The organism is Isoalcanivorax pacificus W11-5 (genome assembly GCF_000299335.2).
Lineage (GTDB): Bacteria > Pseudomonadota > Gammaproteobacteria > Pseudomonadales > Alcanivoracaceae > Isoalcanivorax > Isoalcanivorax pacificus.
The window spans coordinates 3,680,017-3,705,917 of the sequence record NZ_CP004387.1 but is presented as its reverse complement, the minus strand read 5'-3'; the positions used below and the strand labels follow the sequence as shown (position 1 = coordinate 3,705,917).

The 25,901-nt window shown below is 56.1% G+C and carries 23 protein-coding genes and 2 tRNA genes; 23 read left to right on the top strand and 2 right to left on the bottom strand.

All coding sequences use genetic code 11. The annotated features are described in order from the left end of the window. Positions 1-39: 39 nt before the first annotated feature. The 14 genes from glmM to S7S_RS19405 all read left to right on the top strand — a co-directional run bounded on the left by glmM (position 40) and on the right by S7S_RS19405 (position 13,359). Complete coding sequence (glmM, locus tag S7S_RS16605) at positions 40-1,377, top strand: phosphoglucosamine mutase (RefSeq protein ID WP_008733152.1); 1,338 nt, start codon at positions 40-42, stop codon at positions 1,375-1,377. Positions 1,378-1,468: 91 nt separating this feature from the next. Then, positions 1,469-2,233 (top strand): triose-phosphate isomerase, encoded by a 765-nt coding sequence (gene tpiA / locus S7S_RS16600; protein ID WP_008733154.1) that lies wholly within the window; start codon positions 1,469-1,471, stop codon positions 2,231-2,233. A 9-nt stretch (positions 2,234-2,242) separates the two neighbouring features. Beyond that, positions 2,243-2,704 (top strand): preprotein translocase subunit SecG, encoded by a 462-nt coding sequence (gene secG, locus S7S_RS16595; RefSeq protein WP_035202940.1) that lies wholly within the window; start codon positions 2,243-2,245, stop codon positions 2,702-2,704. Positions 2,705-2,710: 6 nt separating this feature from the next. Beyond that, positions 2,711-2,796, top strand: a tRNA-Leu gene (locus tag S7S_RS16590). Positions 2,797-3,281: 485 nt separating this feature from the next. Further along, positions 3,282-3,358: transfer RNA gene (locus S7S_RS16585), tRNA-Met, on the top strand. Between the two features lie 113 nt (positions 3,359-3,471). Next, the gene (rimP, locus tag S7S_RS16580; RefSeq protein WP_008733158.1) at positions 3,472-3,924 is read left to right on the top strand and encodes a ribosome maturation factor RimP; all 453 of its coding nucleotides are present in this window, start codon (positions 3,472-3,474) and stop codon (positions 3,922-3,924) included. Positions 3,925-3,997: 73 nt separating this feature from the next. Further along, a complete protein-coding gene (gene nusA / locus S7S_RS16575; protein ID WP_008733160.1) occupies positions 3,998-5,497 on the top strand; it encodes a transcription termination factor NusA in 1,500 nt (499 codons plus the stop codon). 204 nt (positions 5,498-5,701) lie between these two features. Continuing rightward, positions 5,702-8,428, top strand: a complete 2,727-nt coding sequence (infB, locus tag S7S_RS16570; RefSeq protein WP_008733162.1) for a translation initiation factor IF-2 — start codon at positions 5,702-5,704, stop codon at positions 8,426-8,428. After that, positions 8,428-8,853 (top strand): 30S ribosome-binding factor RbfA, encoded by a 426-nt coding sequence (rbfA, locus tag S7S_RS16565; protein ID WP_008733164.1) that lies wholly within the window; start codon positions 8,428-8,430, stop codon positions 8,851-8,853. The genes infB and rbfA overlap by 1 nt, the downstream gene beginning before the upstream one ends. A 19-nt stretch (positions 8,854-8,872) precedes the next feature. After that, entirely contained in the window at positions 8,873-9,793 is a 921-nt protein-coding gene (truB, locus tag S7S_RS16560) for a tRNA pseudouridine(55) synthase TruB (RefSeq protein ID WP_008733166.1), read from the top strand. 103 nt (positions 9,794-9,896) lie between these two features. After that, on the top strand, positions 9,897-10,166 hold the full coding sequence (rpsO, locus tag S7S_RS16555) for a 30S ribosomal protein S15 (protein ID WP_008733168.1): 270 nt from the start codon (positions 9,897-9,899) through the stop codon (positions 10,164-10,166). Between the two features lie 136 nt (positions 10,167-10,302). Beyond that, positions 10,303-12,396: a polyribonucleotide nucleotidyltransferase gene (gene pnp / locus S7S_RS16550; RefSeq protein WP_008733170.1), complete on the top strand. Its 2,094-nt coding sequence runs from the start codon at positions 10,303-10,305 to the stop codon at positions 12,394-12,396. 478 nt (positions 12,397-12,874) lie between these two features. Beyond that, the gene (locus S7S_RS16540; RefSeq protein ID WP_008733172.1) at positions 12,875-13,120 is read left to right on the top strand and encodes a DUF2442 domain-containing protein; all 246 of its coding nucleotides are present in this window, start codon (positions 12,875-12,877) and stop codon (positions 13,118-13,120) included. Positions 13,121-13,131: 11 nt separating this feature from the next. Further along, positions 13,132-13,359 carry a type II toxin-antitoxin system HicB family antitoxin gene (locus tag S7S_RS19405; RefSeq protein WP_008733173.1) on the top strand — a complete coding sequence of 76 codons (228 nt, stop codon included), beginning with the start codon at positions 13,132-13,134 and terminating at the stop codon, positions 13,357-13,359. A 423-nt stretch (positions 13,360-13,782) separates the two neighbouring features. Here the strand turns inward: S7S_RS19405 and S7S_RS16535 are convergent, their stop codons facing one another. Then, positions 13,783-14,037, bottom strand: coding sequence for a SymE family type I addiction module toxin (locus tag S7S_RS16535; RefSeq protein ID WP_008733174.1), 255 nt, complete (start codon positions 14,035-14,037; stop codon positions 13,783-13,785). A gap of 559 nt (positions 14,038-14,596) precedes the next feature. Here S7S_RS16535 and S7S_RS16530 point away from each other — a divergent pair. The 7 genes from S7S_RS16530 (at position 14,597) to S7S_RS19390 (ending at position 21,546) form a co-directional block, all read left to right on the top strand. Continuing rightward, complete coding sequence (locus S7S_RS16530; protein ID WP_008733175.1) at positions 14,597-15,478, top strand: pPIWI-associating nuclease domain-containing protein; 882 nt, start codon at positions 14,597-14,599, stop codon at positions 15,476-15,478. A gap of 102 nt (positions 15,479-15,580) precedes the next feature. Further along, entirely contained in the window at positions 15,581-15,865 is a 285-nt protein-coding gene (locus S7S_RS16525; RefSeq protein ID WP_008733177.1) for a hypothetical protein, read from the top strand. A gap of 202 nt (positions 15,866-16,067) precedes the next feature. Further along, a complete protein-coding gene (locus S7S_RS19400) occupies positions 16,068-17,168 on the top strand; it encodes an ABC-three component system protein (protein ID WP_082027753.1) in 1,101 nt (366 codons plus the stop codon). Then, on the top strand, positions 17,161-17,655 hold the full coding sequence (locus S7S_RS19395) for an ABC-three component system middle component 2 (protein WP_082027752.1): 495 nt from the start codon (positions 17,161-17,163) through the stop codon (positions 17,653-17,655). Before S7S_RS19400 ends, S7S_RS19395 begins: the two co-directional genes overlap by 8 nt. Positions 17,656-17,659: 4 nt before the next feature. Then, a complete protein-coding gene (locus tag S7S_RS16515) occupies positions 17,660-19,519 on the top strand; it encodes an AAA family ATPase (RefSeq protein WP_041026026.1) in 1,860 nt (619 codons plus the stop codon). Positions 19,520-20,028: 509 nt separating this feature from the next. Beyond that, positions 20,029-20,463 carry a hypothetical protein gene (locus S7S_RS19710; RefSeq protein WP_144401691.1) on the top strand — a complete coding sequence of 145 codons (435 nt, stop codon included), beginning with the start codon at positions 20,029-20,031 and terminating at the stop codon, positions 20,461-20,463. Between the two features lie 363 nt (positions 20,464-20,826). Next, complete coding sequence (locus S7S_RS19390) at positions 20,827-21,546, top strand: abortive infection system antitoxin AbiGi family protein (RefSeq protein ID WP_082027751.1); 720 nt, start codon at positions 20,827-20,829, stop codon at positions 21,544-21,546. A gap of 115 nt (positions 21,547-21,661) precedes the next feature. Here the strand turns inward: S7S_RS19390 and S7S_RS16510 are convergent, their stop codons facing one another. Beyond that, positions 21,662-21,973 (bottom strand): DUF932 domain-containing protein, encoded by a 312-nt coding sequence (locus tag S7S_RS16510; RefSeq protein ID WP_008733181.1) that lies wholly within the window; start codon positions 21,971-21,973, stop codon positions 21,662-21,664. A 584-nt stretch (positions 21,974-22,557) separates the two neighbouring features. On the opposite strand from S7S_RS16510, the gene S7S_RS19385 reads away from it, so the two are divergent. Together S7S_RS19385 and ltrA are read left to right on the top strand one after the other, a co-directional pair. Beyond that, a complete protein-coding gene (locus S7S_RS19385; RefSeq protein WP_082027750.1) occupies positions 22,558-23,745 on the top strand; it encodes an HNH endonuclease in 1,188 nt (395 codons plus the stop codon). A 509-nt stretch (positions 23,746-24,254) separates the two neighbouring features. Then, entirely contained in the window at positions 24,255-25,658 is a 1,404-nt protein-coding gene (gene ltrA / locus S7S_RS16505; RefSeq protein ID WP_082027749.1) for a group II intron reverse transcriptase/maturase, read from the top strand. The last annotated feature ends 243 nt before the right edge of the window (positions 25,659-25,901 follow it).

Below are 25,901 nucleotides of genomic sequence, written 5' to 3'. Positions count from 1 at the left end.
CGCCGACACCAGGCCGTTCCACTGGAGGCAACGAAAAGGATGACACGCAAATACTTCGGCACCGATGGCGTGCGCGGCACCGTCGGGCAATTTCCGATCACCCCGGACTTCGTGCTCAAGCTGGGCTGGGCCGCCGGCAGCGTGCTGGCCGAGCGTGGCCAGAGCAAAATCCTGATCGGCAAAGACACCCGCATCTCCGGCTACATGTTCGAATCCGCCCTGGAAGCCGGCATCTCCGCCGCCGGGGTCGATGTGCTGCTGCTCGGCCCCATGCCGACACCGGCCATTGCCTACCTCACCACCACCTTTCATGCCCAGGCCGGTATCGTCATCTCCGCCTCGCACAACCCCTACACCGACAACGGCATCAAATTCTTCGGTGCCGACGGCCGCAAACTGCCTGACAGCGTTGAACGCGATATCGAGGCCCGGCTGGACGAAAAAATGGAAATGGCCAGCGCCGACTCCCTCGGCAAAGTGCGCCGCATCGTCGACGCGCGCGGCCGTTATATCGAATTCTGCAAGAGCACGGTGCTGGGCCGCCTGAGCCTGAAAGGCATGAAGATCGTGGTCGACTGCGCCAACGGCGCCGCCTACCACATCGCCCCGGACGTGCTCGAAGAGCTGGGCGCAGAAGTGATCGAACTGGCCACCCAGCCGGACGGCCTCAATATCAACCTCGACTGCGGCAGCACCCACCCCGAGCGCCTGCAGAAAACCGTGGTGGAGACCGGCGCCGACCTGGGCATTGCCCTCGATGGCGACGCCGACCGCGTCCTGATGGTGGACGACCAGGGCAACCTGGTCGATGGTGACCAACTGCTCTACATCCTGGCCCTGGACCGCAAACTGCGCGGCGGACTGGAAGGCGGTGCCGTCGGCACACTGATGTCCAACTTCGGCCTGGAGCTGGCCCTGCAGCGCGAAGGCATTCCCTTCGGCCGCGCCAACGTGGGCGACCGCTACGTGATCGAAATGCTCGACAAAAACGGCTGGCAGCTGGGCGGCGAAGCCTCCGGGCACATCGTCTGCCTGGACTGCACCTCCACCGGTGACGGCGTGGTTTCCGCGCTCCAGGTACTGGCGGCCCTGCAACTGCGCAACTGCTCCCTGCGCGACGCCTGCGCCGGCATGCAAAAGCTGCCGCAGACCATGATCAACGTGCGCGGCGCACGCCGCGACGGCGTCACCGAGCGCGATGACGTCAAACAGGCCATCAGCGCCGCCGAAGCCCGCCTGGCCGGCAAGGGCCGCGTGCTGCTGCGCCCGTCCGGCACCGAGCCGCTGATCCGCGTGATGGTGGAAGGCGAAGACGAATCCCTGGTCGCCCAGGTCTGCGGCGAGCTGGCCGACACCGTCCAGAGCGCGATAGCTTAAAAAGCGTCAGACGTCCGACGTCAGACGCCCGACGCTTTTCAAAAACCGTTAACATCTGGCTCCACAAGAATCCGAACAAGGCAGAGCGCTTATGGCCACTTCCCCCCGCACCCCGCTGATCGCCGGCAACTGGAAAATGCACGGCCGCCTGACCATGGCCCGTGAACTGGCCAGCGCCGTGGCGCATGGCGCACCGGCCGGCATCGACGTGTTGCTGTGCCCGCCATTCCCGTACCTGGCGCCGGTGGCCGTCACCCTGCAGGGCAGCCACGTCCATCTGGGGGCCCAGAACCTGGCCACCGAAGCCGAAGGCGCCTACACCGGCGAAGTCTCCGGCGACATGCTGGCCGACCTGCAATGCGGCTACGTGCTGGTCGGGCACTCCGAACGCCGCACCCTGTACGGTGAAACCGACGACGTGGTGGCTGCCAAATTCCAGCGCGCCCAGGCCGCCGGCCTGACGCCCGTGCTGTGCATCGGCGAAACCCTGGCCGAGCGCGAGGCCGGCGATACCGAGACAGTGATCGCCCGCCAACTGGATGCCGTGCTGGCCCAGGTGGGCGTCGAGGCCCTGCAACAGGCCGTGCTGGCCTACGAGCCGGTCTGGGCGATTGGCACCGGCCTGACCGCCACCCCGGCCCAGGCACAGGCCGTTCACCGCTTTATCCGCGCCCGGATCGAGGCGCGGGACGGGCAGATTGCCGCCAGTTTGCGCATCCTTTACGGCGGCAGTGTAAAGGCGGATAATGCCGCCTCCCTGCTGGCCGAGACCGACATCGACGGTGGTCTGATCGGCGGGGCGTCACTGGACGCAGACAGTTTTCTCGCCATTTGTCAGGCGGCAACAGCGCAATAAGCGGACGTTATGGATATTGTTCTACATGTTGTTCACGTGTTGACGGCTCTGGCCCTGATTGGCCTGGTGTTGATTCAGCACGGCAAGGGCGCCGATGCCGGCGCGTCGTTCGGTGGTGGTGCCTCTGCGTCGCAGAGCGTGTTCGGCAGCAGCGGTTCGGGCAGCTTCCTGACCCGCGCCACCGCGATCCTGGCCACTGTCTTCATGCTCACCAGCCTGGGCCTGGCATGGTATGCCCGCCAGGCGGTGGACAACATCGGCAGCCTGCCGGTGCTGGAGCGTCTGCAGCAGGAAGAATCCGAAGTGCCTGACTGGTCCAGCGAAATCCAGACCGTGCCGCCGGCAGAAGACGCCCCGGCCGCCGAGTCGGAGTTCCCGGTGCCGCAGGAAGAAAACACTTCTGAGGTACCGCAGGCTGGGGTAGAATCCCCGGCCCCCGCGACCGGTGACGACGTCCCGGCCGGGCAGTAAGTTTCAGCCGAAGTGGTGGAATTGGTAGACACGCTATCTTGAGGGGGTAGTGAGCCTAGCTCGTGCGGGTTCAAGTCCCGCCTTCGGCACCAACACATGAAGGGCTGACGCCCGCTCTTGTCTCTCGGGCGGGCCTGCCGGCCACCGCCGGGACGCACCGGGACAATAGCCCGGTGCTGCGGTGGCGCGAAAAGCGGCGCTTTTCGCCCCGCCTTCGGCACCATCAATAGGGGCAAGCGCGCTTTGCGCGCTGTTCAAAGTTTTTTTGAAGTCTGGCAGTAGGTTTATGCTGGCTTTGTCAAAAACTAGATTGACATAAGTGGCAGGAATCAGTAGGATTTGCGGCCTGTTTTGGGGCGATGCTGAGCACTTTCCAGGGTGTTCAGGCAACAAATCAGGCCGGAGGCAAGCTCCTCTGCGCATGGCCCGGTGCAGGCTTTAAAGGCACGAAGTTTTGATGCGGGGTGGAGCAGTCTGGTAGGTTGTCGGGCTCCCAAACCGCATAAGCCGAAGGGAGTTTTACGACCTTCGGGTTGTGAGCCCGGTGCCGGGCTGCACAACGGGCACAAAAGTTTGATGCGGGGTGGAGCAGTCTGGTAGCTCGTCGGGCTCATAACCCGAAGGTCGTAGGTTCGAATCCTGCCCCCGCTACCACAGAGAAGAGTCTGCGACTGCGTGCAGATTCTTGTAACAGAAAGCCCCTCTAGCAGGGGCTTTTTGTTTGGTGCGCCGCGCACAGTGCAGCGGCGCCAGTGAAGAGGAAAGCGATGCGCAAGGCAGATCAACTGCACGCCCTGCTGGCCCCGTCGGTGGAAAGCATGGGTTACGTACTCTGGGGTCTGGAATATATCCAGGGCCGGGGCGCAGTATTGCGTATCTATATCGATCATGAAGACGGCATTACCGTGGATGATTGCGCTGAGGTCAGCCATCAGGTCAGCGGTGTGCTGGACGTGGAAGACCCGATCTCCGGCGAGTACACGCTGGAAGTGTCCTCGCCGGGCATGGATCGGCCGCTGTTCACGCTGGAACAATGGCAGCTCTACATTGGCGAAAAAGTGCAGGTCCGCCTGCTCGCGCCAGTGTCGAACCGCCGCAGATTTACGGCAGACATTACCGCCGTCATGGGTGACGACCTGCATCTGGCCGTGGACGGTCAGACACTGGTGGTCCCATTCGCGCAGGTTGACCGCGCCAACGTGGTGCCGCAGTTCGACTGAGCCTTGTGTGTTGTCCAGTCGGCTGTGTTCAGCCTGAAAAGTTTGACTTAGTTGTCTTTGTAAAGGCCTGGCCATGAACAAAGAGATCCTGCTGGTTGCGGAAACCGTATCCAATGAAAAGGGCGTCAGCCGTGACGTCATTTTTGAAGCGATTGAGCTGGCGCTGGCCGCCGCGACCAAAAAGCGCTTCAAGGAAGACGACGTGGAAGTGCGCGTGCACATCGACCGCGTGTCCGGTGACTACCGCACCTACCGCGTATGGCACGTGGTGCCGGACGAAGACCTGTACGAGTTCGGCCGCCAGCTGACCCTGGACGAAGCCCGCGAGCAGGACCCGTCGCTGAACATCGGCGACACCTGGGCCGAGGAAGTCGAGTCGGTGGCGTTTGGCCGTATCGCCGCGCAGACCGCCAAGCAGGTGATCGTGCAGAAAGTGCGCGAAGCCGAGCGCGCCCAGATCATCGAAGAATACCGTGATCGTATCGGCGAGCTGATCAGCGGCACCGTCAAGAAAGCGACACGCGACAGCATCATCCTGGACCTGGGCGGCAACGCCGAGGCGCTGATCACCCGCGACCAGATGATCCCGCGTGAAGCCGTGCGCCAGAACGACCGCATCCGCGCCTATCTTGCTGGCGTCAACCCGGAAAACCGTGGCCCGCAACTGTTTGCCAGCCGCGCCGCGCCGGAAATGCTGATCGAACTGTTCAAGATCGAAGTGCCGGAAATCGGCGAAGAGCTGATCGAAATCAAGGGCGCTGCCCGTGATCCCGGCTCCCGCGCCAAGATCGCCGTGAAAACCAACGACCAGCGCATCGACCCGGTCGGTGCCTGCGTCGGCATGCGCGGTGCGCGCGTGCAGGCCGTGTCCAACGAACTGGCCGGCGAGCGCATCGACATCGTGCTGTGGGACGACAACCCGGCGCAGCTGGTGATCAACGCCATGCAGCCGGCCGAAGTCGCCTCCATCGTGGTCGATGAAGAACGCCACGCCATGGACATCGCCGTCGAAGACGAATCCGCCCTGGCTCAGGCCATCGGCCGTGGCGGTCAGAACATCCGCCTGGCCTCGGAACTGACCGGCTGGGAGCTGAACGTGATGACGCTGGATGCTGCGCAGGAAAAGCAGCAGGCCGAGACCCAGGAAATCCTGGAGCGCTTCATCGCCGACCTGGATGTGGACGAAGACATTGCCGCCGTGCTGGTGGAAGAAGGCTTCAGCACGCTGGAAGAAGTGGCCTATGTGCCGATGGAAGAAATGCTTGCCATCGACGGTTTCGACGAAGACATCGTCGAGGCATTGCGTCAGCGCGCCAAGGACGCCCTGCTGACCCGCGCACTGACCTCCGAAGAGCAGCTTGAGCATGCCGCCCCGGCGGAAGACCTGCTCAACATGGAAGGCATGGACCGCGCCCTGGCCGTCAAACTGGCCAGCATGGGTGTGATCACCATGGAAGATCTGGCCGAGCAGGCGGTGGATGACCTGCTCGACATCGAAGGCCTCGACGAAGAGCGGGCCGCGCAACTGATCATGACCGCGCGCGCCCCCTGGTTCGCGGACGAGGCAGAGTAACCGCAACACCAGTAAGCACATACGCTGAACGGCCCTTCGGGGCTGTTTCAGTACCCGGCGCCGGCACACTTGCACATCCAGTGCCGTGCCGACCCAGCGCAGGTGGGTGCCCGGCACCGGCCTGCACGCAGGCGAGACGGCCTGCTGACAAGCCAGCGTCGATCACGCGGCTTGCGAACGGCGGACAGGAGAAGGTTGGCTGACATGGCAGATACGACCGTAAAGAAACTCGCGGATATCGTCGGGACCCCCGTCGATACCCTGCTCAAGCAGATGAAAGAAGCGGGCCTGGATCACGGCAGCGCTGACGACGCAGTGTCCGACGATCAGAAACAGCAGCTGCTGTCGTTCCTGCGCCGTTCGCACGGCACCGCCGACGCCGAGCCGCAGAAAATCACGCTCAAGCGCAAGAGCACCAGCACCATCAAGACCACCGGCGCGTCGGGCAAGGCCAAGACCGTGGCCGTGGAAGTGCGCAAGAAACGCACCTACGTCAAACGCTCCGTGATCGAAGACCAGGAGCGCGAGCGTCTGGAAGCCGAGCGCCTGGAAGCCGAACGCAAAGCGGCAGAAGAAGCCGCGAAGGCCGCCGAGGAAGAAGCCCGCAAGAAAGCCGAGGAAGAGGCCATCCGCAAGCGTGAGGCAGAGATTGCCGCCCGCGCCGAAGCCGAGCGCGCCGCTGCCGGCGAAGACGACCAGGATGACACGAAAAAATCCGCCGACGACAAGGCCAAGCGCCTGTCCGTGCCCAAGGGCACCGGCAAGAAAGCCGAGGTGGCTCACAAGGAAGAAACCCCTGAAGAGCGGGCCCAGCGCGAAGAGGAAGAGCGCCGCAAGCGTGAAGCCGATGAAGCGCGCCGCAAACAGGAAGCCGAAGCCCGCAAAAAGGCCGAGGAAGAGGCCGCCCGGCGTACTGCAGAAGAAGCACGGCGCATTGCCGAAGAACTGGAGCGCCGTGGTGGCGAGCAGCCGGCAGCCGCCGGCAGCGAAGAGATCGAGACCGGTTCCGGTATTGTGTCAGAAGCGATGGAGGCCAGCTGGCGAGACGAAGAGCGCACTACCAAGCGCCGTCGTCGCCGTCCGCAGGCGCAGGTGCGCAACGTCGTGGCGCACGGCCAGATGAAGAGCTCCTTCCACAAAGAACACGGCTTCAAGAGCCCGACTGAAAAGATGATCTATGAAGTGGAAGTGCCTGAGACCATCACCGTCGGTGATCTGGCTCAGCGCATGAACATCAAGTCGCGCGAAGTCATGCGCACCTTGATGAAAATGGGTGAGATGGCCACCGTCAACCAGCATATCGACCAGGAAACGGCGATGCTGCTGGTCGAGGAAATGGGCCACAAGCCGAAAGCCGTCAAAGGCCAGGAAGAGACCATTGCCGACGATCTGGCCAACCTGGTGCAGTACACCGCCGAGCCGCAACCGCGTGCACCGGTGGTCACCATCATGGGCCACGTTGACCACGGCAAAACGTCGCTGCTGGATTACATCCGCCGCGCCAAGGTGGCCGAAGGCGAAGCCGGCGGCATTACCCAGCACATCGGTGCCTACCACGTCGAAACCGACAAGGGCATGATCACCTTCCTGGATACCCCGGGCCACGCGGCGTTTACCGCCATGCGTGCACGCGGTGCCCAGGCCACCGATATCGTGGTGATCGTGGTGGCGGCCGACGACGGCGTGATGCCGCAAACGGAAGAGGCCATCAACCACGCGAAAGCCGCTGGCGTGCCGCTCATCATTGCCGTCAACAAGATGGACAAAGAGAGCGCGGACCCGGACCGCGTCAAGAACGACCTGTCCCAGCGCGGCATCATCTCGGAAGAGTGGGGCGGTGATCACCAGTTCTGTTACGTGTCCGCCCACAGCGGCCTGGGCATCGACGACCTGCTCGATACCATCCTGCTGCAAGCCGAGCTGCTGGAACTGAAAGCCGCGCCGGAAGGCCCGGCGCGTGGTGTCGTGATCGAATCCCGTGTCGAAAAAGGCCGCGGCCCGGTTACCTCCGTGCTGATCCAGGAAGGCCGCCTGAAAGTCGGCGACATGATGCTGGCCAGCGCCAACTTTGGCCGCACCCGTGCCATGGTCGACGAAAACGGCAAGCCGATCACCGAAGCCGGCCCGTCCATCCCGGTGGAAATCCTGGGCCTCGACGGCGCACCGGAATCCGGCGAGCAGTTCCTGATCGTCGCTGACGAGAAGAAAGCCCGCGAAGTGGCCGAGTTCCGCCAGCAGCGCGACCGCGACGTCAAACTCAAGCGCGCGCAGGCCTCGAAACTGGAAAACCTGTTCGAGACCATGGGCGAGAAAGAAGCCAGCCAGGTCAACATCGTGCTCAAGACCGACGTGCGCGGTTCCCTGGAAGCGCTGATCGGGGCCCTGCACGACCTGAGCACCAGCGAAGTGAAAGTGAACATCGTCACTTCCGGTGTGGGCGCCATCAACGAATCCGACGTGAACCTGGCCATGACCTCCTCGGCGGTCATCCTGGGCTTCAACGTCCGCGCCGATTCCGCCGCCAAGAAACTGTGCGAGCGTGAAGGCATCGACCTGCGCTACTACAGCATCATCTACGAGCTGATCGACGACGTGAAAGCGGCCATGAGCGGCAAGCTCGAGCCCGAGCGCCGCGAAGAGATCGTCGGCGTGGCCGAGGTGCGCGACGTGTTCCGCAGCTCCAAGTTCGGTGCCGTGGCCGGTTGTATGGTGGTCGAAGGCACCCTGCGCCGGAACCTGCCGATCCGCGTCCTGCGCGACGACGTGGTGGTGTTCGAAGGCCAGCTCGAATCCCTGCGCCGCTTCAAGGAAGACGTTGCCGAAGTGCGCAACGGCATGGAGTGCGGCCTGGCCGTGAAGAGCTACAACGACGTCAAGGCCGGCGACAAGATCGAAGTGTTTGAAGTGCGCGTGGTGGCGCGGACGTTGTAATGACAAAACATCGTCGCCCACAGGGCTTCCAGCGTACCGACCGGATCGGGGACCACATCCAGCGCGAGCTGGCGTCCCTGATCCGCTTCGGCATGAAAGACCCGCGCCTGGGGCTGGTTACCATCCAGCAGGTGAAAGTGGCGCGTGATCTGTCCTGGGCCGATGTCTACTTCACCCTGCTGGGTGAAGGCGCAGAGGCTGGCCTGGAAGCCGAGGGCGTGCTCAGCAACGCCGCCGGCTTCCTGCGCAGCCAGTTGGCCAAGGATCTGAACACCCGCACCACGCCCCGGCTGCGCTTTCATTACGACAAGCTGCCGGAAGAGGCCAGCCGCCTCTCCGCGCTGATCGACCAGGCCCGCGCCGAAGACCGCGACCTGATCGACGACGAAGACGACCCGCACAGCGACGGCGACCCTCGCCCGTAACCGATTCAGGAGCACCACCGTGGCCAAGCGCCGTCAACGCGGCCGGGATATCAACGGTATCCTGCTGCTGAACAAACCCGCCGGCATCACTAGCAACGGCGCCCTGCAGACCGTCAAGCGCCTGTTCGCCGCCGCCAAGGCCGGGCATACAGGCAGCCTCGATCCGCTGGCCACCGGCATGCTGCCGATCTGCTTTGGCGAAGCGACCAAATTCAGCCAGTTCCTGCTCGATGCCGACAAGAGCTACCGCGTCACCGCCCGCCTGGGCGTGACCACTGAGACCGGCGATGCCGATGGCGACGTGGTGGAAACCCGCCCCGTGACCGCCACCCCGGACGAGATCGAAGCCGCCCTGATGCGCTTCCTCGGCCCCATCGAGCAGATCCCGTCCATGTACTCGGCCATCAAGCACGAAGGCCAGCCCCTGTACAAACTGGCCCGCCAGGGCATTACCGTCGAGCGCAAGCCGCGCCAGGTGACCATCCGCCGCCTTGCGCTGCTGAGCGTGGACGGCGACGACGTCAGCTTCGAAGTCGACTGCACCAAAGGCACCTATGTCCGCTCCCTGGTCGAAGACCTGGGCGCCGCCCTGGGCTGCGGCGGCCACGTCACCGTGCTGCACCGCCTCTCCGCCGGCCCCTACCCGGCCAGCGAGATGCTGACCCTGGACGAGCTGGGCGCCCTGAAAGACGAGGGCGGCTTCGAGGCGATAGACAAAAAGCTCTTGCCTTTATACACCGCCGTGGCAGACTGGCCGCGCGTGGAGCTGGGGCAAGATGCCAGCTATTACCTGCTGAAAGGCCAGTCCGTCATGGCCACCCACCGGCCCAAAGACGGCTGGGTCACCCTCTACCGCGCCGGCACCGACGATTTTCTGGGTGTCGGAGAGGTCCAGGAAGACGGTATGATAGCCCCCCGTCGCCTGGTCGCGACCCACTGAGGTCGCACCGAGCCACCGCGCTCAGGGGCACACGGAAACCGGCGGCAGCTATAAATATGCATGGCTGCCCGCATCACACACTGCGCATATTGGAGAAAAGACCATGGCACTGAGCCCGCAAGAAAAAGCACAGATCCTGAAGGACTATGGCCAGAAAGAAGGCGATACCGGTTCCCCGGAAGTCCAGGTAGCCCTGCTGACCGCCAACATCAATGGCCTGCAGGACCACTTCAAGGCCCACAAAAAAGACCACCACGGTCGTCGTGGCCTGATCCGCATGGTAAACCAGCGCCGCAAACTGCTGGACTACCTGGCGAAGAAGGATCAAAGCCGTTATGCACAGCTGATCGAGCGACTGGGCCTGCGCCGCTAAACGCGCCGGATCGCCGCAACATGCTGTACGCAACAGAAGCTCGGTAGCACCGGGCTTCTGTTGTTTTGGCGTTTCGGCGCCAGACAGCCGGCGATCACGCGATACTGTTGTTGAGAAGAGAGAAGAGACGAGAGATATGTTCAATACTGTACGCAAAGAATTCCAGTATGGCCGCGACACCGTGGTCCTTGAAACCGGCCGCATCGCCCGCCAGGCCACCGGCGCCGTCATGGTCACCATCGGCGAAACCGCCGTGCTGGTCACCGCCGTAGGCAAGAAAGAAGCCGACCCGAACAAAGGCTTCTTCCCGCTGACCGTCAACTACCAGGAAAAAACCTACGCTGCCGGCCGCATCCCCGGTGGCTTCTTCAAGCGCGAAGGCCGTCCGTCCGAGAAAGAGACGCTGACCTGCCGCCTGATCGATCGCCCGATCCGCCCGCTGTTCCCGAAAGGCTTCATGAACGAAGTCCAGATCATCGCCACCGTCATGTCCGCTGACAAAGACGCCGATCCGGATATCGCAGCCCTGCTCGGCACCTCCGCCGCACTGGCCATCTCCGGCATCCCGTTCGCCGGTCCGCTGGGCGCCGCCCGTGTCGGCTTCATCAACGACATGTACGTGCTGAACCCGCGCTACTCCGAGCTGAAAGACTCCGCCCTGGATCTGGTCGTGGCCGGCACCGAAGCCGCCGTCCTGATGGTGGAATCCGAAGCCAAAGAGCTGACCGAAGACCAGATGCTCGGCGCCGTGCTGTTCGGCCACATGGAAATGCAGGCCGCCATCAAGGCCATCGGTGAATTCGCCGCCGAAGCCGGCAAACCGCAATGGGACTGGCAACCGGCCGCCACCAACACCGCACTGTATGAGCAGGTGAAAGCCCGCTTCGCCGGTGCCGTGGCCGAAGCCTACACCATCACCGACAAGCAACAGCGTTACACCCGCCTGGGCGACCTGAAAAACGAAGCCGTTGAAGCCTTCGCCACCGGCGAAGAAGGTGCCCCGGACAAAGGTGAAGTGTCTGCCCTGTTCGGCAAACTGGAAAAAGCCACCGTGCGCGAAGCCGTTGTGTCCGGCAAGCCGCGTATCGACGGCCGCGCCCTGAACACCGTGCGCCCGATCAACATCGAAGCTGGCGGCCTGCCGAAAGCCCACGGTTCCGCCCTGTTCACCCGTGGCGAAACCCAGGCCATCGTCGTCGCCACCCTCGGCGGCATGCGCGATGCCCAGCTGATCGACGCCCTGGAAGGCTCACGCCAGGACCGCTTCATGCTGCACTACAACTTCCCCCCGTATTGCGTGGGCGAAACCGGCATGGTCGGCTCCCCGAAACGCCGTGAAATCGGCCACGGCCGCCTGGCCCGCCGCGGCGTGCAAGCTGTGCTGCCGAACGAGCAGGAATTCCCGTACGCCATCCGCGTGGTGTCCGAGATCACCGAATCCAACGGCTCCTCCTCCATGGCCTCCGTGTGCGGCACCTCGCTGGCACTGATGGACGCCGGCGTACCGATCAAGGCGCCTGTCGCCGGTATCGCCATGGGCCTGGTGAAAGAAGAAGACGGCCGCTTCGCCGTCCTCTCCGACATCCTCGGTGACGAAGACCACCTCGGCGACATGGACTTCAAAGTTGCCGGCACCGAGAAAGGCGTGACCGCCCTGCAGATGGATATCAAAATCCAGGGCATCACCGAAGAAATCATGGAAACCGCCCTGAACCAGGCCCGCGAAGGCCGCCTGCATATTCTCGGCGAAATGAACAAGGTCATCAGCAAGCCGCGCGCAGAACTGTCTGCCAACGCGCCGACCCTGATCACCCTGAAAATCAACCCGGACAAAATCCGCGACGTCATCGGTAAAGGCGGTGCTACCATTCGTGCCCTGTGCGAAGAGTTCAGCGCCAACATCGACATCGAAGACGACGGCTCCGTCAAAGTGTATGCCGAAACCCGCGATCTGGCCGCTGCTGCCGCTGCCAAGATCGAAGGCATCACCGCCGAGCCGGAAGTGGGCGAGATCTACCAGGGCAAAGTGACTCGCACCGTCGACTTCGGCGCCTTCGTCGAAATCTTCCCGGGCACCGAAGGCCTGCTGCACATTTCGCAGATCGCGCAAGAGCGTGTTGAGAAGGTTACCGACTATGTGAAAGAAGGTGACGTGATCAAGGTGAAAGTGCTGGATGTTGATCAGCGTGGGCGGATCAAGCTGTCCATGAAAGAAGCTGTTGAGGCGTAAGTAAACGCTTCTCCAGCTACTGCATTAACGCCACCTTCGGGTGGCGTTTTTGTTTTGGCTGTTTTTCTTTCTTCAAGGTGGCGGTGAGGAACGTAACGCCAGCCTCCGGGTCAGTACCAAACGCCACCGCCGCTCGCGTAGGGTGGGTAGAGCGAAGCGAAACCCACGCCGCCCAAACTCACCTCATTCAGCAGAGCTCAATACCTGCTCCCGCCTCGCCCTAAAGAGCGCCGCAACCACATCATTGCTCCATACCCGCCCGGCCTCCGTGGAAGCACGCGCCCGCCCAACCTTCCGAAGCACATACTTATCGTATCTCGTAGCTTCCAACTCGTGGCGGGTCTGAGCCTCGCTGTCCTTGCACTGCATAACAGCCTCCCTGGTTGCCGGTATTCCACCGACCGTTATAGTCTTCTATCCAGTCCACGCATACAACGCAGCCATGGCCGGCTGTACCGAAGCTGAAGGAACGGCTGATATGTCATCCCATCAAAATGCCTACGCGCAAAACATCCAATGCACGGAATATGATTTGCTGGTCGATTTACAGGATGGCCGCCGGCTTTCTATTCCTTTGAGCTGGTTCCCGCGATTGCAGACGGCAACACCATCGCAGCGTGAGAATTATGTGCTGATGGGCGGTGGGCTAGGGGTTCACTGGCCCGAGTTGGATGAAGATATTTCGGTTGAGGGGCTGCTGCGTGGCCAGAAAGTTAGTCAATGAAGAGGGGGATTATGCCGATATACAATGTAACGCTGCTGAACGATGACGGTGTTGTACTAGCGCTCTGCCCGGCCTTCCCCGAAGTGGTCAGTGTCGGCAATACGGAAGCAGAAGCACTCGAAAACGTCATCGAAGCTATTGAACTGGCGATTGAATGCCGCCTTAAAGATGGCGAACCCATGCCAGAGCCCGCCAGTCCAGGCGCTCACGAGCACCAAGTGACTGTGTCCGTTCAATAATCCCTTCGTTCATATCCCGTTCACCCCGCCCATGCCCCAAACGCTTGCGCAGAAAATGTGAACTGTGCACACTCAATGCCATCACTAATAAGGGAACACATCAGGCCAAGGATCATGGCTGCGTTAGCGTTGCAGCATATCCCCTGAATTTGTTTCCAATAATGGCATAACGATATTAATCGGCTGTTTGCTTCGGCGCGCGTGCGCTTTGGCTTTGCGCTCGTGTTGAATCCGGGGTTTTGAAAAACAATAGGTTACTGGGGATTCCGTTTTTATTCTGGTCTTCCCGTTACTAAATCGAGATTTTTTGACGTTGAGCGAACTGTTTTCGTTTGAGAACCGTTTGCGTTGACGGGGCGGTAGCGTGCCTGGTGAATCGTGGCACAGGCCCCGGCGAGGTGCCGGGGCTGTGTGAAGGGGTTGTCAGTGGCGGCGTTTGCGTTTGGCCGGGGGCTCGGGGGCGGGTGGTTCGGCGGTGATGAGCAGAGCGCCGTTGGCGACGGTGACTTTGCAGTGTTGGCCTGGGTGGAAGCCGGCGGCGGTTAGCCAGAGGCCGGAGAGGCGGAGGAAGGGCACGGTTTTGGGTGGGGTGCGTTTGAAGGGGTCTGGGTTGGGGTAGCAGAGATAGCTGAGCTTGATGGTGCGTTGCCTGAAAGATGTCTTCTTTTGAGCAGCCATGATGGCCTCCTGATAGTTTGTTCAACGTTTGCCCTTGTTCAGAGGGCGGCCGGGCAGTTGAACACCGCTATCAGACGGCCGGCAGCTTTCCCCTTGCGGGTATTTTATGGCTGCCGCTACCCGGCCATAGCTTGGAAAGCTATAGGCACAAAAATACCGCAAGCTGACGGGTGCGGTGGGCCGCTGATAGGTTAGGTGTGTTCAAGCACCTGTGCCAATTATTACTCGAGATTCCGCAGTGTCAATATTTAGGATGCGAAATTTAACAGGAAGTTAATGTGCTGATTTGGCTTGTCACGTCGAGCTTTCTAATATTACCCGCTGCGTGCGATGCCGAAGACTATCTTGGCCTCTGGCTTGGGCTATGTGATTGGATTGGGAAAAAGAAGTCTCGCGAACAGGATCTGGTAAATTAGAATTCATCCCAAAACCTTGATAGTTTTCAATTATTCTTCATTATTTTAATATAAATGTAGTGATGGGCTGCGTGCGTCGTTATTGGATAGGAGCGCGTGCGTTCTAATATCTGTTATGCATCAATACCAAACAGGAGGGAGCGATGCCTCGAAAAATGACTCTGTCGCAGTTTCGCAGCGCAATTCGCCAAGCTCAGAATAAGCAGAAACAGGCTATAGACAAGTATAATCGTGAAGTTCGCCAGCATAATCAGAAAGTAAAGCAGGCGGCCAACAACTATAACTATGAAGTTAGAAGGTACAACGCGAGAGTGCGGGCGAACAGCCAGAAAATATCCGCAGAGCTCAGACGGCTCCAGTCTTCCACCTCGGTTCAATATCAGGTTTTCCAAACATCCGCGATAACCTTGAATAACTACTATGAACGTTTAGACGCAGGTGGGAGCGTTCTAGAAATCGAAAATTATGGCAGTGAGTTCTTAGACCTATCTGAGCGAGAAAATGCGAATAGCTTAGCTCTTTCGAATGCTCTTGATTCCAAAGCAGATGAATCAGAAATTGACCCATCCGATCTTTTACGCAGTGAAATTGAGGGGATGCTTCAACAAGTATCGCCGGACCTTAGCAACCGATGGAGGGGGGCGCTATTCTCACTGAATCCAAAGAATCCTGATGCTGCACGTCACTTTTGTACAAGCGCCAGGGAGGTTTTCGTTCAGATACTTGATATGAATGCGCCCGATGACAAGGTCTTAGCGCTAAACCCCAGCTGTGATATGACGCCAGGCGGGCAGCCCACCAGGAAAGAAAAAATTCGGTACCTGTTAAATCGATGTGGATTGTTGACCCAAGAAGCAGTTGATTTCGTTGATGAGGACGTGAAAAACGTCCTTGCCCTTTTTAGAGTGTTCAATGACGGTACTCATGGGGCGTCAGGAAAGTTTGGCTTGAACCAACTGATTTCAATTAAAACAAGGGTTGAGGACGGCATTGCATACCTATTCTCCATTAGTCAACATGCATAGCGAAGCCATGAAATTCGCTCCCTACGGTCGCCACGCTCGCAAGCTCGCGTCGTGTATGGCGGCACTGACTAGAAAATATAGCTCAATTTATTGGGAAGAGAAATGGAAGAAATTGTAGCCGATTTCAGTGCAATAAATGATCTGGCGTCTCTTGTTAGCTTCGTAAGAAAATATGGCCTGGAGACCAAGGAGCACCCTGACACCTTTGTTGTTAACACCCATGAAGGCCAAATTCATGGTATGACGGTTGAGGTTGTCCATAGGTGGAGAGACCGCTGCAGAGCCTTTCAGGTGCGCCCAGATGGGAACAATATAGAGCTCAAGATTGCCGATGAGGAAGGCAAAATTATTTTTTCGTCTACGGTAAGCTATTTGGACGACATATAAGTAGCTTGCAAGCCGCGGCTGGCGGATCAAATTTCCGCTCGTTCCTCGCTCCAATTTTCCTGCTCCGTCGGGCGTTATATGATGCGGCACATGATCAGCTTTGATCCAAAGTGAAAATGATCAACTAAACTGCCACCGGAATTCGAAGTATAATTCAAGGGTGGCTAAGTGAAATTCACGCCAATCATTACGAAATAAGAAAATGAACGAAGATGATTTCAAAGAGATTCTACCCAATCCTCAAAAAGGATTGTATAGCTCAGAGCATATAGGTTCTGGGATTCCTATCCCGAAAACGCAGCGCGTGCAACTATTTAGCGCGGACGAATGGGAGGAGTTTGCCGAGGAATGGGCTTCATCTCTTAGAAGTTCCTATTATTGCGTCAAACGCTTTGCCGGATCAGGTGACAAAGGATTAGATGTCGTAGGTTTTATCGCTTCTAACCAGTTCAGTGATGGTTGGGACAACTACCAGTGTAAGTTTTATGATAAGCCCCTAACGCCTTCCAGTGTCTGGGTCGAGTTAGGTAAAATTATTTACTTTACGAAACGCGGTGAATACACGCCTCCGCGAAAATACTACTTTGTTGCTCCGAAGCAGATCGGAACAAAACTAGGTAAACTACTCGCCAACGCTCAAAAATTAAAAGAAGAACTAAAAGATAACTGGGAGAAATATTGTGAAGATGGCATTACATCTACAGCCAAGATAAAGCTTGAGGGCGATCTCCTTGCCCATTTTGAGAGCTTTGATTATACGATATTCGATTCCGTGTCACATGTTCGAATGATTGAACAACATGCGACCACACCTTTTCATGCCGTAAGGTTTGGTGGCGGTCTTGGCCCACGTCCCGAACCTGTAATACCGCCAGAAGATACTGTATCTATGGATCATCGATACGTAAGACAGCTGCTGAGCGTATATGCACAGTTCATTGGTGATGACCAGCAACCGCCCGATCTTTCCCTACTAATAAAGGATGATAGCATACGGAATAACTTTCGTAGACAGCGCGAGCGCTTTTACCATGCGGAGTCCTTGCGAAATTTTTCTCGGGATACAGTTCCTTCAGGTGTCTTCGAAGCTCTTCAAGATGATATTTATGATGGGGTGGTGGAAGTGTGTGAGTCTCAGCATACGTGTGGCATGGATCGTTTGAATGCAACAATGAACCAAGCAGCCAATGTTGCAGTTGATGCAAGCCCGCTCACTAGTGTCACCCGCGTACGGGACAAACAAGGGATGTGTCACCAACTTGTGAATGATCGTCGGTTGAACTGGAGTGAGCAAGATGAGTGAAGAGCGCCAAAAAAATGTCACTGTATTTAACAGCACTCTTGAGACCGGTGTTCGCTCACTAGTTATCCTTGCTGCCAATTTCCCTGCTGCTTTGGATTTGCAGCGTCTTGTGGATTTTGACTATCTGGTAGTTCATTCAGGTGATGTTAATGGACCGAAAAGTCTTCATCCACCTCTTCCTATGAGAGAGGGTGAACTTCTGGTTAGGCGTAAAATTATTGAGTCGGGAATTTCATTGATGATGAGCCGCGGGCTTGTTACCCGAATAGCCGGCGAAGAAGGGATTTTTTATCAAGCAACTGATTATGCCAAGCCATTCGTCGACTTAATGGCTACCCCGTATATGCGCTCATTGATAGTTAGGGCAAATTGGGTTGGCGAGACTTTCGGGAATATGGATACCAAAGAGCTTCATAGTTTAATCAGTAGCTTCTTTGATAAATGGACTACCCAGTTTCATTCATTGCAAGGATTAGGTGGCGGTTAACAAGATGAGTGAGATGATTCAAATAAGAAATATAAGTTTTTTGGGTGCTAGAGTTCCTCCTGCTCTGATTGACTTTGACGAAAGCTTAAGTGTTGTATGTGGTGCATCCGATACCGGAAAGTCCTTCCTTGTTGAGGCCATTGACTTCCTCCTTGGAGGAAAGGAGCTGCGAGGAATTCCAGAGCTGGACGGGTACGACAAAGCCCGCATTGCTATTGAATCCTCGAAAAAAGGACTCTGGACATTTGAACGCAGTATAGATGGTGGCAACTACCGAATATATGAAGGAAATATTAAGGCTGCGACTGATGTCAAGGAAAGCGGCACGATCAAGGTAAAACACGCAGCGGGCCGAGAGGATAATATTTCCGGTTGGCTACTTGGCGCTATAGATTTGCTAAGCAAATATGTGCGAAAGAATGCGAATGGAGATTGCAGGTCTCTAAGTTTCCGCGATATCGCTCGACTCATCATTGTTAATGAGCAGGAAATAATCCGTCAGGATTCTCCGTTCTTAACTGGTCAATATATTTCTAGAACGGCTGAAAAATCCTCCTTGAAGCTTGTGCTTACTGGTGCGGATGATAGCGCGATAGAGCCAGCAGATGCTCGCAAACAATCTGATGCAAATGATAGAGCAAAAGCTGAACTTATCGAGCAATGGATCGCTGATGTAGAGGACGAGATTACCGAACACGGTTTTGGGCGTGAGGAGTTGGAAGAACAGCTCGAAAAAATTGATGAATCCATTTCATTCAGAAGAGAGCAGCTTCAATTGGTTCAGTCTCAGCTCAATGAGATGACCGTCCAAAGACGGGAAATTGTGAGAAGCCGCGAGGCAATCAAGGACAGGATAGATGACATAGCCGATATGTTGGAACGCTTCGATCTGCTAAAATCTCAATATGTAATCGATTTACATCGATTGATGGCCATTGAAGAATCCGGCTCACTTTTTGTGCACCATGAGCGAGCGCCTTGCCCGCTCTGTGGCGCTTCGCCTGAAGCTCAACATAGCACCGAAGAATGTGATGGCGATATTGAGTCCATTGTCATTGCGGCAGCAGCAGAGATGGAAAAGATTAAGAGACTGGCAAGTGATCTTGATTCTACAGTTACTGCGTTGCGTGAAGAGTACGCACTTCTATCCGAAGATCTGATTGGGGTCGAAAACAAATTTAACGGTGTTGACAGTGAAATTAGAAGCGCTGTTGCTCCGGAGTTGTCTGATATGCAGTCCCGCTATTCCGATATTGTTGATATGCGCAGCAAAGTTGTTTCGCACATTACGGTATTTACCAGATTGGACAAGCTCCTAGCGCAAAGAGAAAAGTTGTTTGGGGATTCAGGGGGAGTGGAAGCTGGTGATAAAAATATTTCTACGAAACTATCGCATCAAGTTCTACACGATTTTTCTAAAACGGTAGAACGGATACTTGAGGCTTGGGACTTTCCCGATACAGGTGGTGTTCATTTTGATGAAGCAACCATGGACTTTGTCATTAACGGTAAGCTTCGCGGTAACAGGGGTAAGGGCCTCAGAGCGATAACGCATGCTGCCGCTACTTTGGGATTGCTCGAGTTTTGTAAAGAGCGATCGCTTCCTCACCCAGGGTTTGTTGTGCTTGATTCACCATTGCTCGCCTATTACAAACCAGAGGGCGAAGGCGATAGCCTGCAAGGCACAAATCTTAAACAAAAATTCTATAAATATCTGATCGAAGAGCATTCCGACAGCCAAGTAATAATTGTCGAAAATGAGCATCCACCAGAATCCTTCGAAGGTCAACTCGCACTGACGGTTTTCACGAAGAACCCCCAGCATGGCCGTTTCGGACTCTTCCCTCCGAAAGAGATTAAGTAAAAGTCTGGGGCAGGTAGGGCACCGGTAAATCAAGCGGGTAGAAGCCGCTATTCATTAGAAGGATAGGGGTAATCGGGGACACCCACCGAAAAATAAGGATAGGCACTAACTGCATATAGGCGCACAGGTCTGATGGCCGATCTCCTGCAACGCGTTAGTAAATCGGCGATCTTTGATAAATGCCTGTCTTGTATTTCAGTTCATTTCTTGCAGCGCGGTAGAGGGCCGAAGCTCTTGTTGATGGTCTGTCCCAGATTTCTCTCTTCGGGCGAAAGCGGTTAATTGATCGTAGGAAGCAGAAGAAATGAAGTAGAAGATCGAATACCAAGTCAAAAGAAGAGCGATGAGAATCTAAGAAAAAAATGGTTGGAAGTGCAAATATAGCGCAGAATTTAGTGTAAGCAATGGTTTAATCTGTAGTAAGCATTTTTCCATGCAGCTCTATCCAAGCCGGTAAGTGTTTGTCTTGAGTTGTAACTATTTAAGTAAATTATGAGGTGATGCCGAGAATGAAGATTCAGGAGCAGGATTTCTATCATGGTGCTGCGCTAACACAAATAGCAGAGCATCCATCCTTTAAAGCACTCAATAAAGGAAGCTCGCGATATGGTCACTATTTGGTAAATGCCGATTGTCATATATTTATAAAATATAGTCGTTCATCAGGGCCTTGGTCATTCACTTTTACCTCAGATCAACTAGAGCCGCTTTGCAATGTCCAGAACTCTCAGGCGGATTTATTTGTGTGCCTCGTTTGCGGCGAGGAAACAATCTGTGTCCTAAATAAAGAACAACTAGAGGTGGTCATTGATATGGCCTTAACGGATTCTCAATGGATACGAGTTGAGGTTCCTCCAGGTGGACGGTGCCGTGTCTCAGGAAGTAAAGGGAAGCTTGGAAAGACTGTGCCTCATAATACATTTCCCTCATGTCTTTTTGATTGAGACAGAAATAAATCGAGGACAGGCACTAATTGCACAGTAGATATCGCTGGCAAATACTCCGTACTACCACTGCATTGGACGATGCGTAAAACTAGCCTTTCTGTGCGACAAGGGCACTGCCTCCGGCATTAGTTACGAGCACCGTCGGGCTAATCGGCGACGCCCACCAATTCAGACACAGATGTGAGACATTACTTACGCTTGGGTGGATTGACCGCTTGCGAAAATGGCGGGCGTCCCCGATTTTCCCCCGCTTCCTCTTGGAGGCTATGGCCTTGATCATAACTGGCCGGAGTTGAACGGAGCAGCTACCCAGCGTGCTTGGGAAGAAACAGAAAGGGGTTGATTAGGATATAGGAAAGTATGAAACCGAAATCAGATAATCTATTTCATTTTACTAAGTCACTTGATGTCCTGAAGATGATTCTAAAGAATGGAATTCTCCCAAGATTCTGCTTAGAAGATGTGGAATGGCTTGGGCATTCTAAACACAAGTATATATCCTTCCCCATGAGTTGTTTTTGTGATATCCCTTTGGCAAGAATTTCCGAGCATACAGATTTTTATGGGAACTATGGGATTGGGTTGGCAAAGAGCTGGGGAATGAAAAACGGATTGAATCCTGTAATCTACAGCCCCCAAGGCGGGCATGCCCAATCTATAATGAAGTATCTTGTAGCTATAAAGTTTGAAGACGAAGATAAAAAATCAGAACTAAATAAAAAAGCGTATGAGTTATTGTCTTTAATAAAGCCTATTTATGGAAGAGTTAGGGTGTCTGGGGAGTTTATAGAAAAGCAGTTCTATCTTGAAAATGAATGGAGGTACGTTCCTCCTGTTATTTCGGCTATTCTATATGATGATTCATATGATGAAGATGCAAATAGGGCAAATAAAGATGTTGAAAAATATAAGCTAGAGATCTCGCCAACGGACATTCGCTACATATTTGTGAATAGCGACGATGATATACCTGGATTGGTTGATTTCATTCAGGCTGAGTTGGCTCAGTTTCCTTTGAGTGATCTAAAAATACTACAATCAAGAATTGTTTCTCTGGAAACGTTGAGAAAAGATTTATGAATGAGAAGTCTAGCTGCAATCTAGGACAGGCACTAATTGCATACAGGCTTACACGTCTGATAGCCGATCTCCTACAACGATGTATTAGATCGGCTATCTTTGATAAGTGCCTGTCCTATATTTCGTTGTCGTTGGCTTCGCCTCGGGCGTTGATCTGGCTGGCATGGTGCAGCCGGATCATGTGCTTGGTGTAGTCGCGCCGGTCTTCGTGGCGGGTGCGGGTCTGCGTCACCATGAAGGGCTGAAACCCTTCCTTGCGCAGTTCGGTCAGCACCGTGGCGGTGGGAATATAGGCGTAACGCTGGGAACGGCTCTCATGCGGGGCATCGACGAAGATGGACGGGGCCACACGGTGAATCTGGTCATCGGACAGCGGGGAATCGCTGCGCAGTACCGGGGAACGGGAAGCGAAACGGGATGCAAGCATGGTCTTTCTCCTGACGAAAAGGGTTTGCTGTTCAAACCGCACACCGGATTCCTAGATTCGGAGCCCAGCCTGTCGGTTGTTTGGTGCGGTTGGCACGAGGAACCCGGTTGTCCCTGTTGCAATGTCCAGCCGTCTTTCCTGGGTTCATCGCCCGCGACGGTCAGGAGCCCACGGACATGGGCCGTCAAGGAGAAAAGCGTCAGGGTGGTGCGGGCCCGCAGGCGCAGCCGAGGACACGACCTGACGCGCCTTGACGGCACGCGGACACGGGCTACAGTCGCGAGCAAGGTGATGGAGTCAGGAAAGACGGCTGGACATGGCAACGGCCGCAGTGATGTGCAAACCGCACGCAAGCGAAGCGCGCAGGTCCGAAGCTGAAAGCCGGGCCGTAGGCGTCAGCCGAGCGGAGCGAGGGAGCGATGGAAGCCCGAACGGGGGCGAGACTCGTACAACGAGGCTCGATGCGCAGCACGACAGCGCGACCGGCCTCTGGCCGGAGATGTCAAGCTGCCGTAACTACTCAAAAACAGTAGAAGTGAACTTCGATAAAATCCAAGAAGGCGCACCATTTTCTGGGGAACGAGATGATGGACAGTACATTTACGTGTCTTTATTGCGGCAAAGCTAAACCACAAAACGAATCCAGCTTGGAGCACGCCATCCCCCAGTTCATGGGTGGCGAATACGCTCCACAAATCTTTCAACTCACCAACGTCTGCAAGACATGCAACAACAACTTAGGCTTGTGGGTTGATGCCTCCTACGCCAAATCCTGGTTCATCACCAACTATCTGGCGGAAGCCGCGCGCTTGCTTTGCACGAAGCCGGATGATCCCGGCTTACCACTTCGTTGCATGGGTAAGGCGCAAATACCAAACCTCGATGTTCCTGATGAGCACGTAGCAGAACATTGGATCGGTCCCTCCGGAGAAACAATCACATGGATTCGCCCGAATGACGAAAGGATGGATTCGTACACAGGGGGCAATCCTATAGACACGAAGAAAAAGCCATCCGTTGCATATTTCTTTCCCGTATCGGAAAGCCCCGAGAAGCACACACTCGGTCTGCGCAGCTTCCATCGTTCTTTGGAAAAGCGAAAAGCACGAAAGATCCTCTGTGCTGAACTTCGAGATCCCAATGGGGCGAAAGTTGATCCGAAGGTTTGGGGCTTCGACTCACCGACTGCTGACGACGTACTAAATAGAGAAGCCATTCGAACAGCAATTCATGCAGGCAACATCCCTATGCAAGTCGTAGTGAACACGAAGTTCGATCAGCGGTTCATGTGCAAACTTTCACTAGGAATCGGGTATTCGCTTTTCGGCGAAGATTTTTTGACCCATGCCACGGCAAGCGAAGCACGCAAAGGCGTTTGGCGCCCCAGTGATGGAACGAAGTCTGCAATGCGCGGAACGTCAACCCTTTTCGCATGTGATACGCCTTTTGCGAAAGTGGTGGGCTATCCCGGTGCAGTGGCTATCATTGTCATGAAATCTGGCCCGTCATGGAGCATGTGCGTATCCATAGACGAGAAAATCCCTTTCATCATTGAACTTGGGCCTGGCTCCATGACAAGCCAGCACGTAAACAGCGAGGAAGGGTATGCACTTCTCTTATTTCCCTATCGAGAAAATTGCGTAGAGCTCACGATGGCTGCATTGATTGCTCACCGACTGGAAGTTATGAAGCATTCGGCATTAGAACAAATAGATTTAATACGAGGAGCAGCCTCTCAATTCGATGCGCAGCTAGCGGCCTCATCTCCCTAGGGCCTGTTCACACTAATTCCTGTACAATCGCTGCATGGAAATTGCATCGCAACAGTTCAAAGTAGCAAATCCAGGACAGGCAGAGCGCCGGGCAAAGCTGGCGGTAAATCAAGCGGTGCAAGTCCGCTATTCAGTAGGAGGGTAGCGCCTCGCTGAAGCCCCGAGTCATGGTCCGCTGCCCGTAAGGTCAGAGGTTAAGCGTTGACAGGGGAAGGTGCAGGCTCGGTATTGAGCTCCGAAATCACTCGTTGGGAGTGCCGACCTTGTTGCTTGAAAGGGAAGGCCACACTGCTTTAAGCGCTATGCGAGCGACCAAGCAGGCTCCCCGGAGTCAGAGACCCGGTGCATGTACTGATGTTTACCGAACGGAACCCGGGAGGCCCTGTGCATCACCAGCATCATTCCGTGCTGGTCACACCGAAGAAATGAAGAAATAAGGTCGGTGGTGGCGCAGGGAGTCGGACAAAACCATAGTAGCGAGGAAGCAGGCGAACAACATTGGAGAGATAATGACTTTGATGGCGGAGCCTGTGGAGCGAAGGGTTTTGGCAGAGAGGAAGACTGAGTACCCCGCAGCGCCCTCGACACAGAGCGAGGACCGGGCTGAATCGGGTCTGCTCAGGCTACGTACCGCAACGAGACGGGATGAACGTCTTCAACTCAACAACCTGCTACACCACGTTAGTGTCGATCGGCTGAGGAATGCCTACCTGGCGCTGAACCGCAAAGCGGCCACCGGCGTGGACGACATGAGTTGGGAAGGCTACGGGGTCGACCTGGAAAGTCGCCTTCACGACTTGCACTGCCGTCTGCACACGGGCCGCTACCGGGCACAGCCCTCGAAACGTATCTGGATACCCAAAGCGAACGGCCAACAGCGGCCGATTGGCGTCGCAGCACTGGAAGACAAGATAGTCCAGCAGGCGCTGGTCTGGGTGCTGGAGACGATCTTCGAGGAGGACTTCCTGGGGTTTAGCTATGGGTTCCGCCCCGGTCGCAGTCAGCACAGAGCGCTGGACGCTCTGTACATGACACTGACGCAGAAGAAGGTGAGCTGGGTACTGGATGCAGACATACAGGGCTTCTTTGACGAGCTGGACCACGAATGGCTGATGCAATTCATCAGCCACCGGGTCAGCGACAAACGAGTACTGAATATCCTGGTCAGAACCCTGCGAGCGGGTGTTGAAGAAGACGGGCAACGCTCAGGCACACGGATTGGAACCCCGCAAGGTGCGGTGATATCGCCGCTGTTGGCGAACATCTACCTGCACTATGTGCTCGATCTATGGGTACACCAGTGGCGGCAACGGCATGCGCGGGGAGAGGTCTATATTGTCCGCTATGCCGACGACTTTGCGCTGGGGTTCCAGTACCAAAGCGACGGACATGCCCTATACACCGCCCTGGTGCGGCGACTCACACAGTTTGGACTGAGATTGCACCCGGACAAGACGCGGCTGATTGAGTTTGGCCGCTTTGCGCAAGCAAATCGTAAGGCACAGGGGAAGGGCAAGCCGGAGACATTCGACTTCCTGGGTTTTACCCATATCTGTGCCGTACGCCGGGACGGTTGCTTTACAGTCCGGCGGCACACTATTGCCAAACGTCAGCGGGCCACACTACTGAGAATCAAAGAGTGGCTAAGGCGGAACCTGATGGTTAATGTACACGATCAGGGGCGTTGGTTGAGAAAAGTCCTGACAGGGCTGGTCAACTACTACGGTGTGCCGGGGAACGGTGTATCGCTGCAAACCTTCCGCACGGAAATCTGTCGGCACTGGTGCAAAGCGCTGCGAAGGCGTGGAAACAAAAGGCCGATAAGTTGGGTAAACATGACAAAGCATATCAAGCGCTGGATACCCACCGTGCGGATCGTTCATCCATACCCGAATCAACGCTGGTGCGGTTGACTCGAAGCAGGAGCCGGATGCGTTAGTAGCGCACGTCCGGATCTGTGCGGGGGGTGCCGGGTAACCGGCATTCCTACCGCGACCTAATTGCACATAGGCTTACAGGGCTGCTGGCCAATTTCTTACAGGTGCTGTAAGAGATCGCTGATCAGGATTGCTAATTGGCGATAGATGTCGCCCTGTGGCTGACAGTGAAAGTCTAGGACAGGCACTAATTGCACATAGGCTTACAGGGCTGCTAGC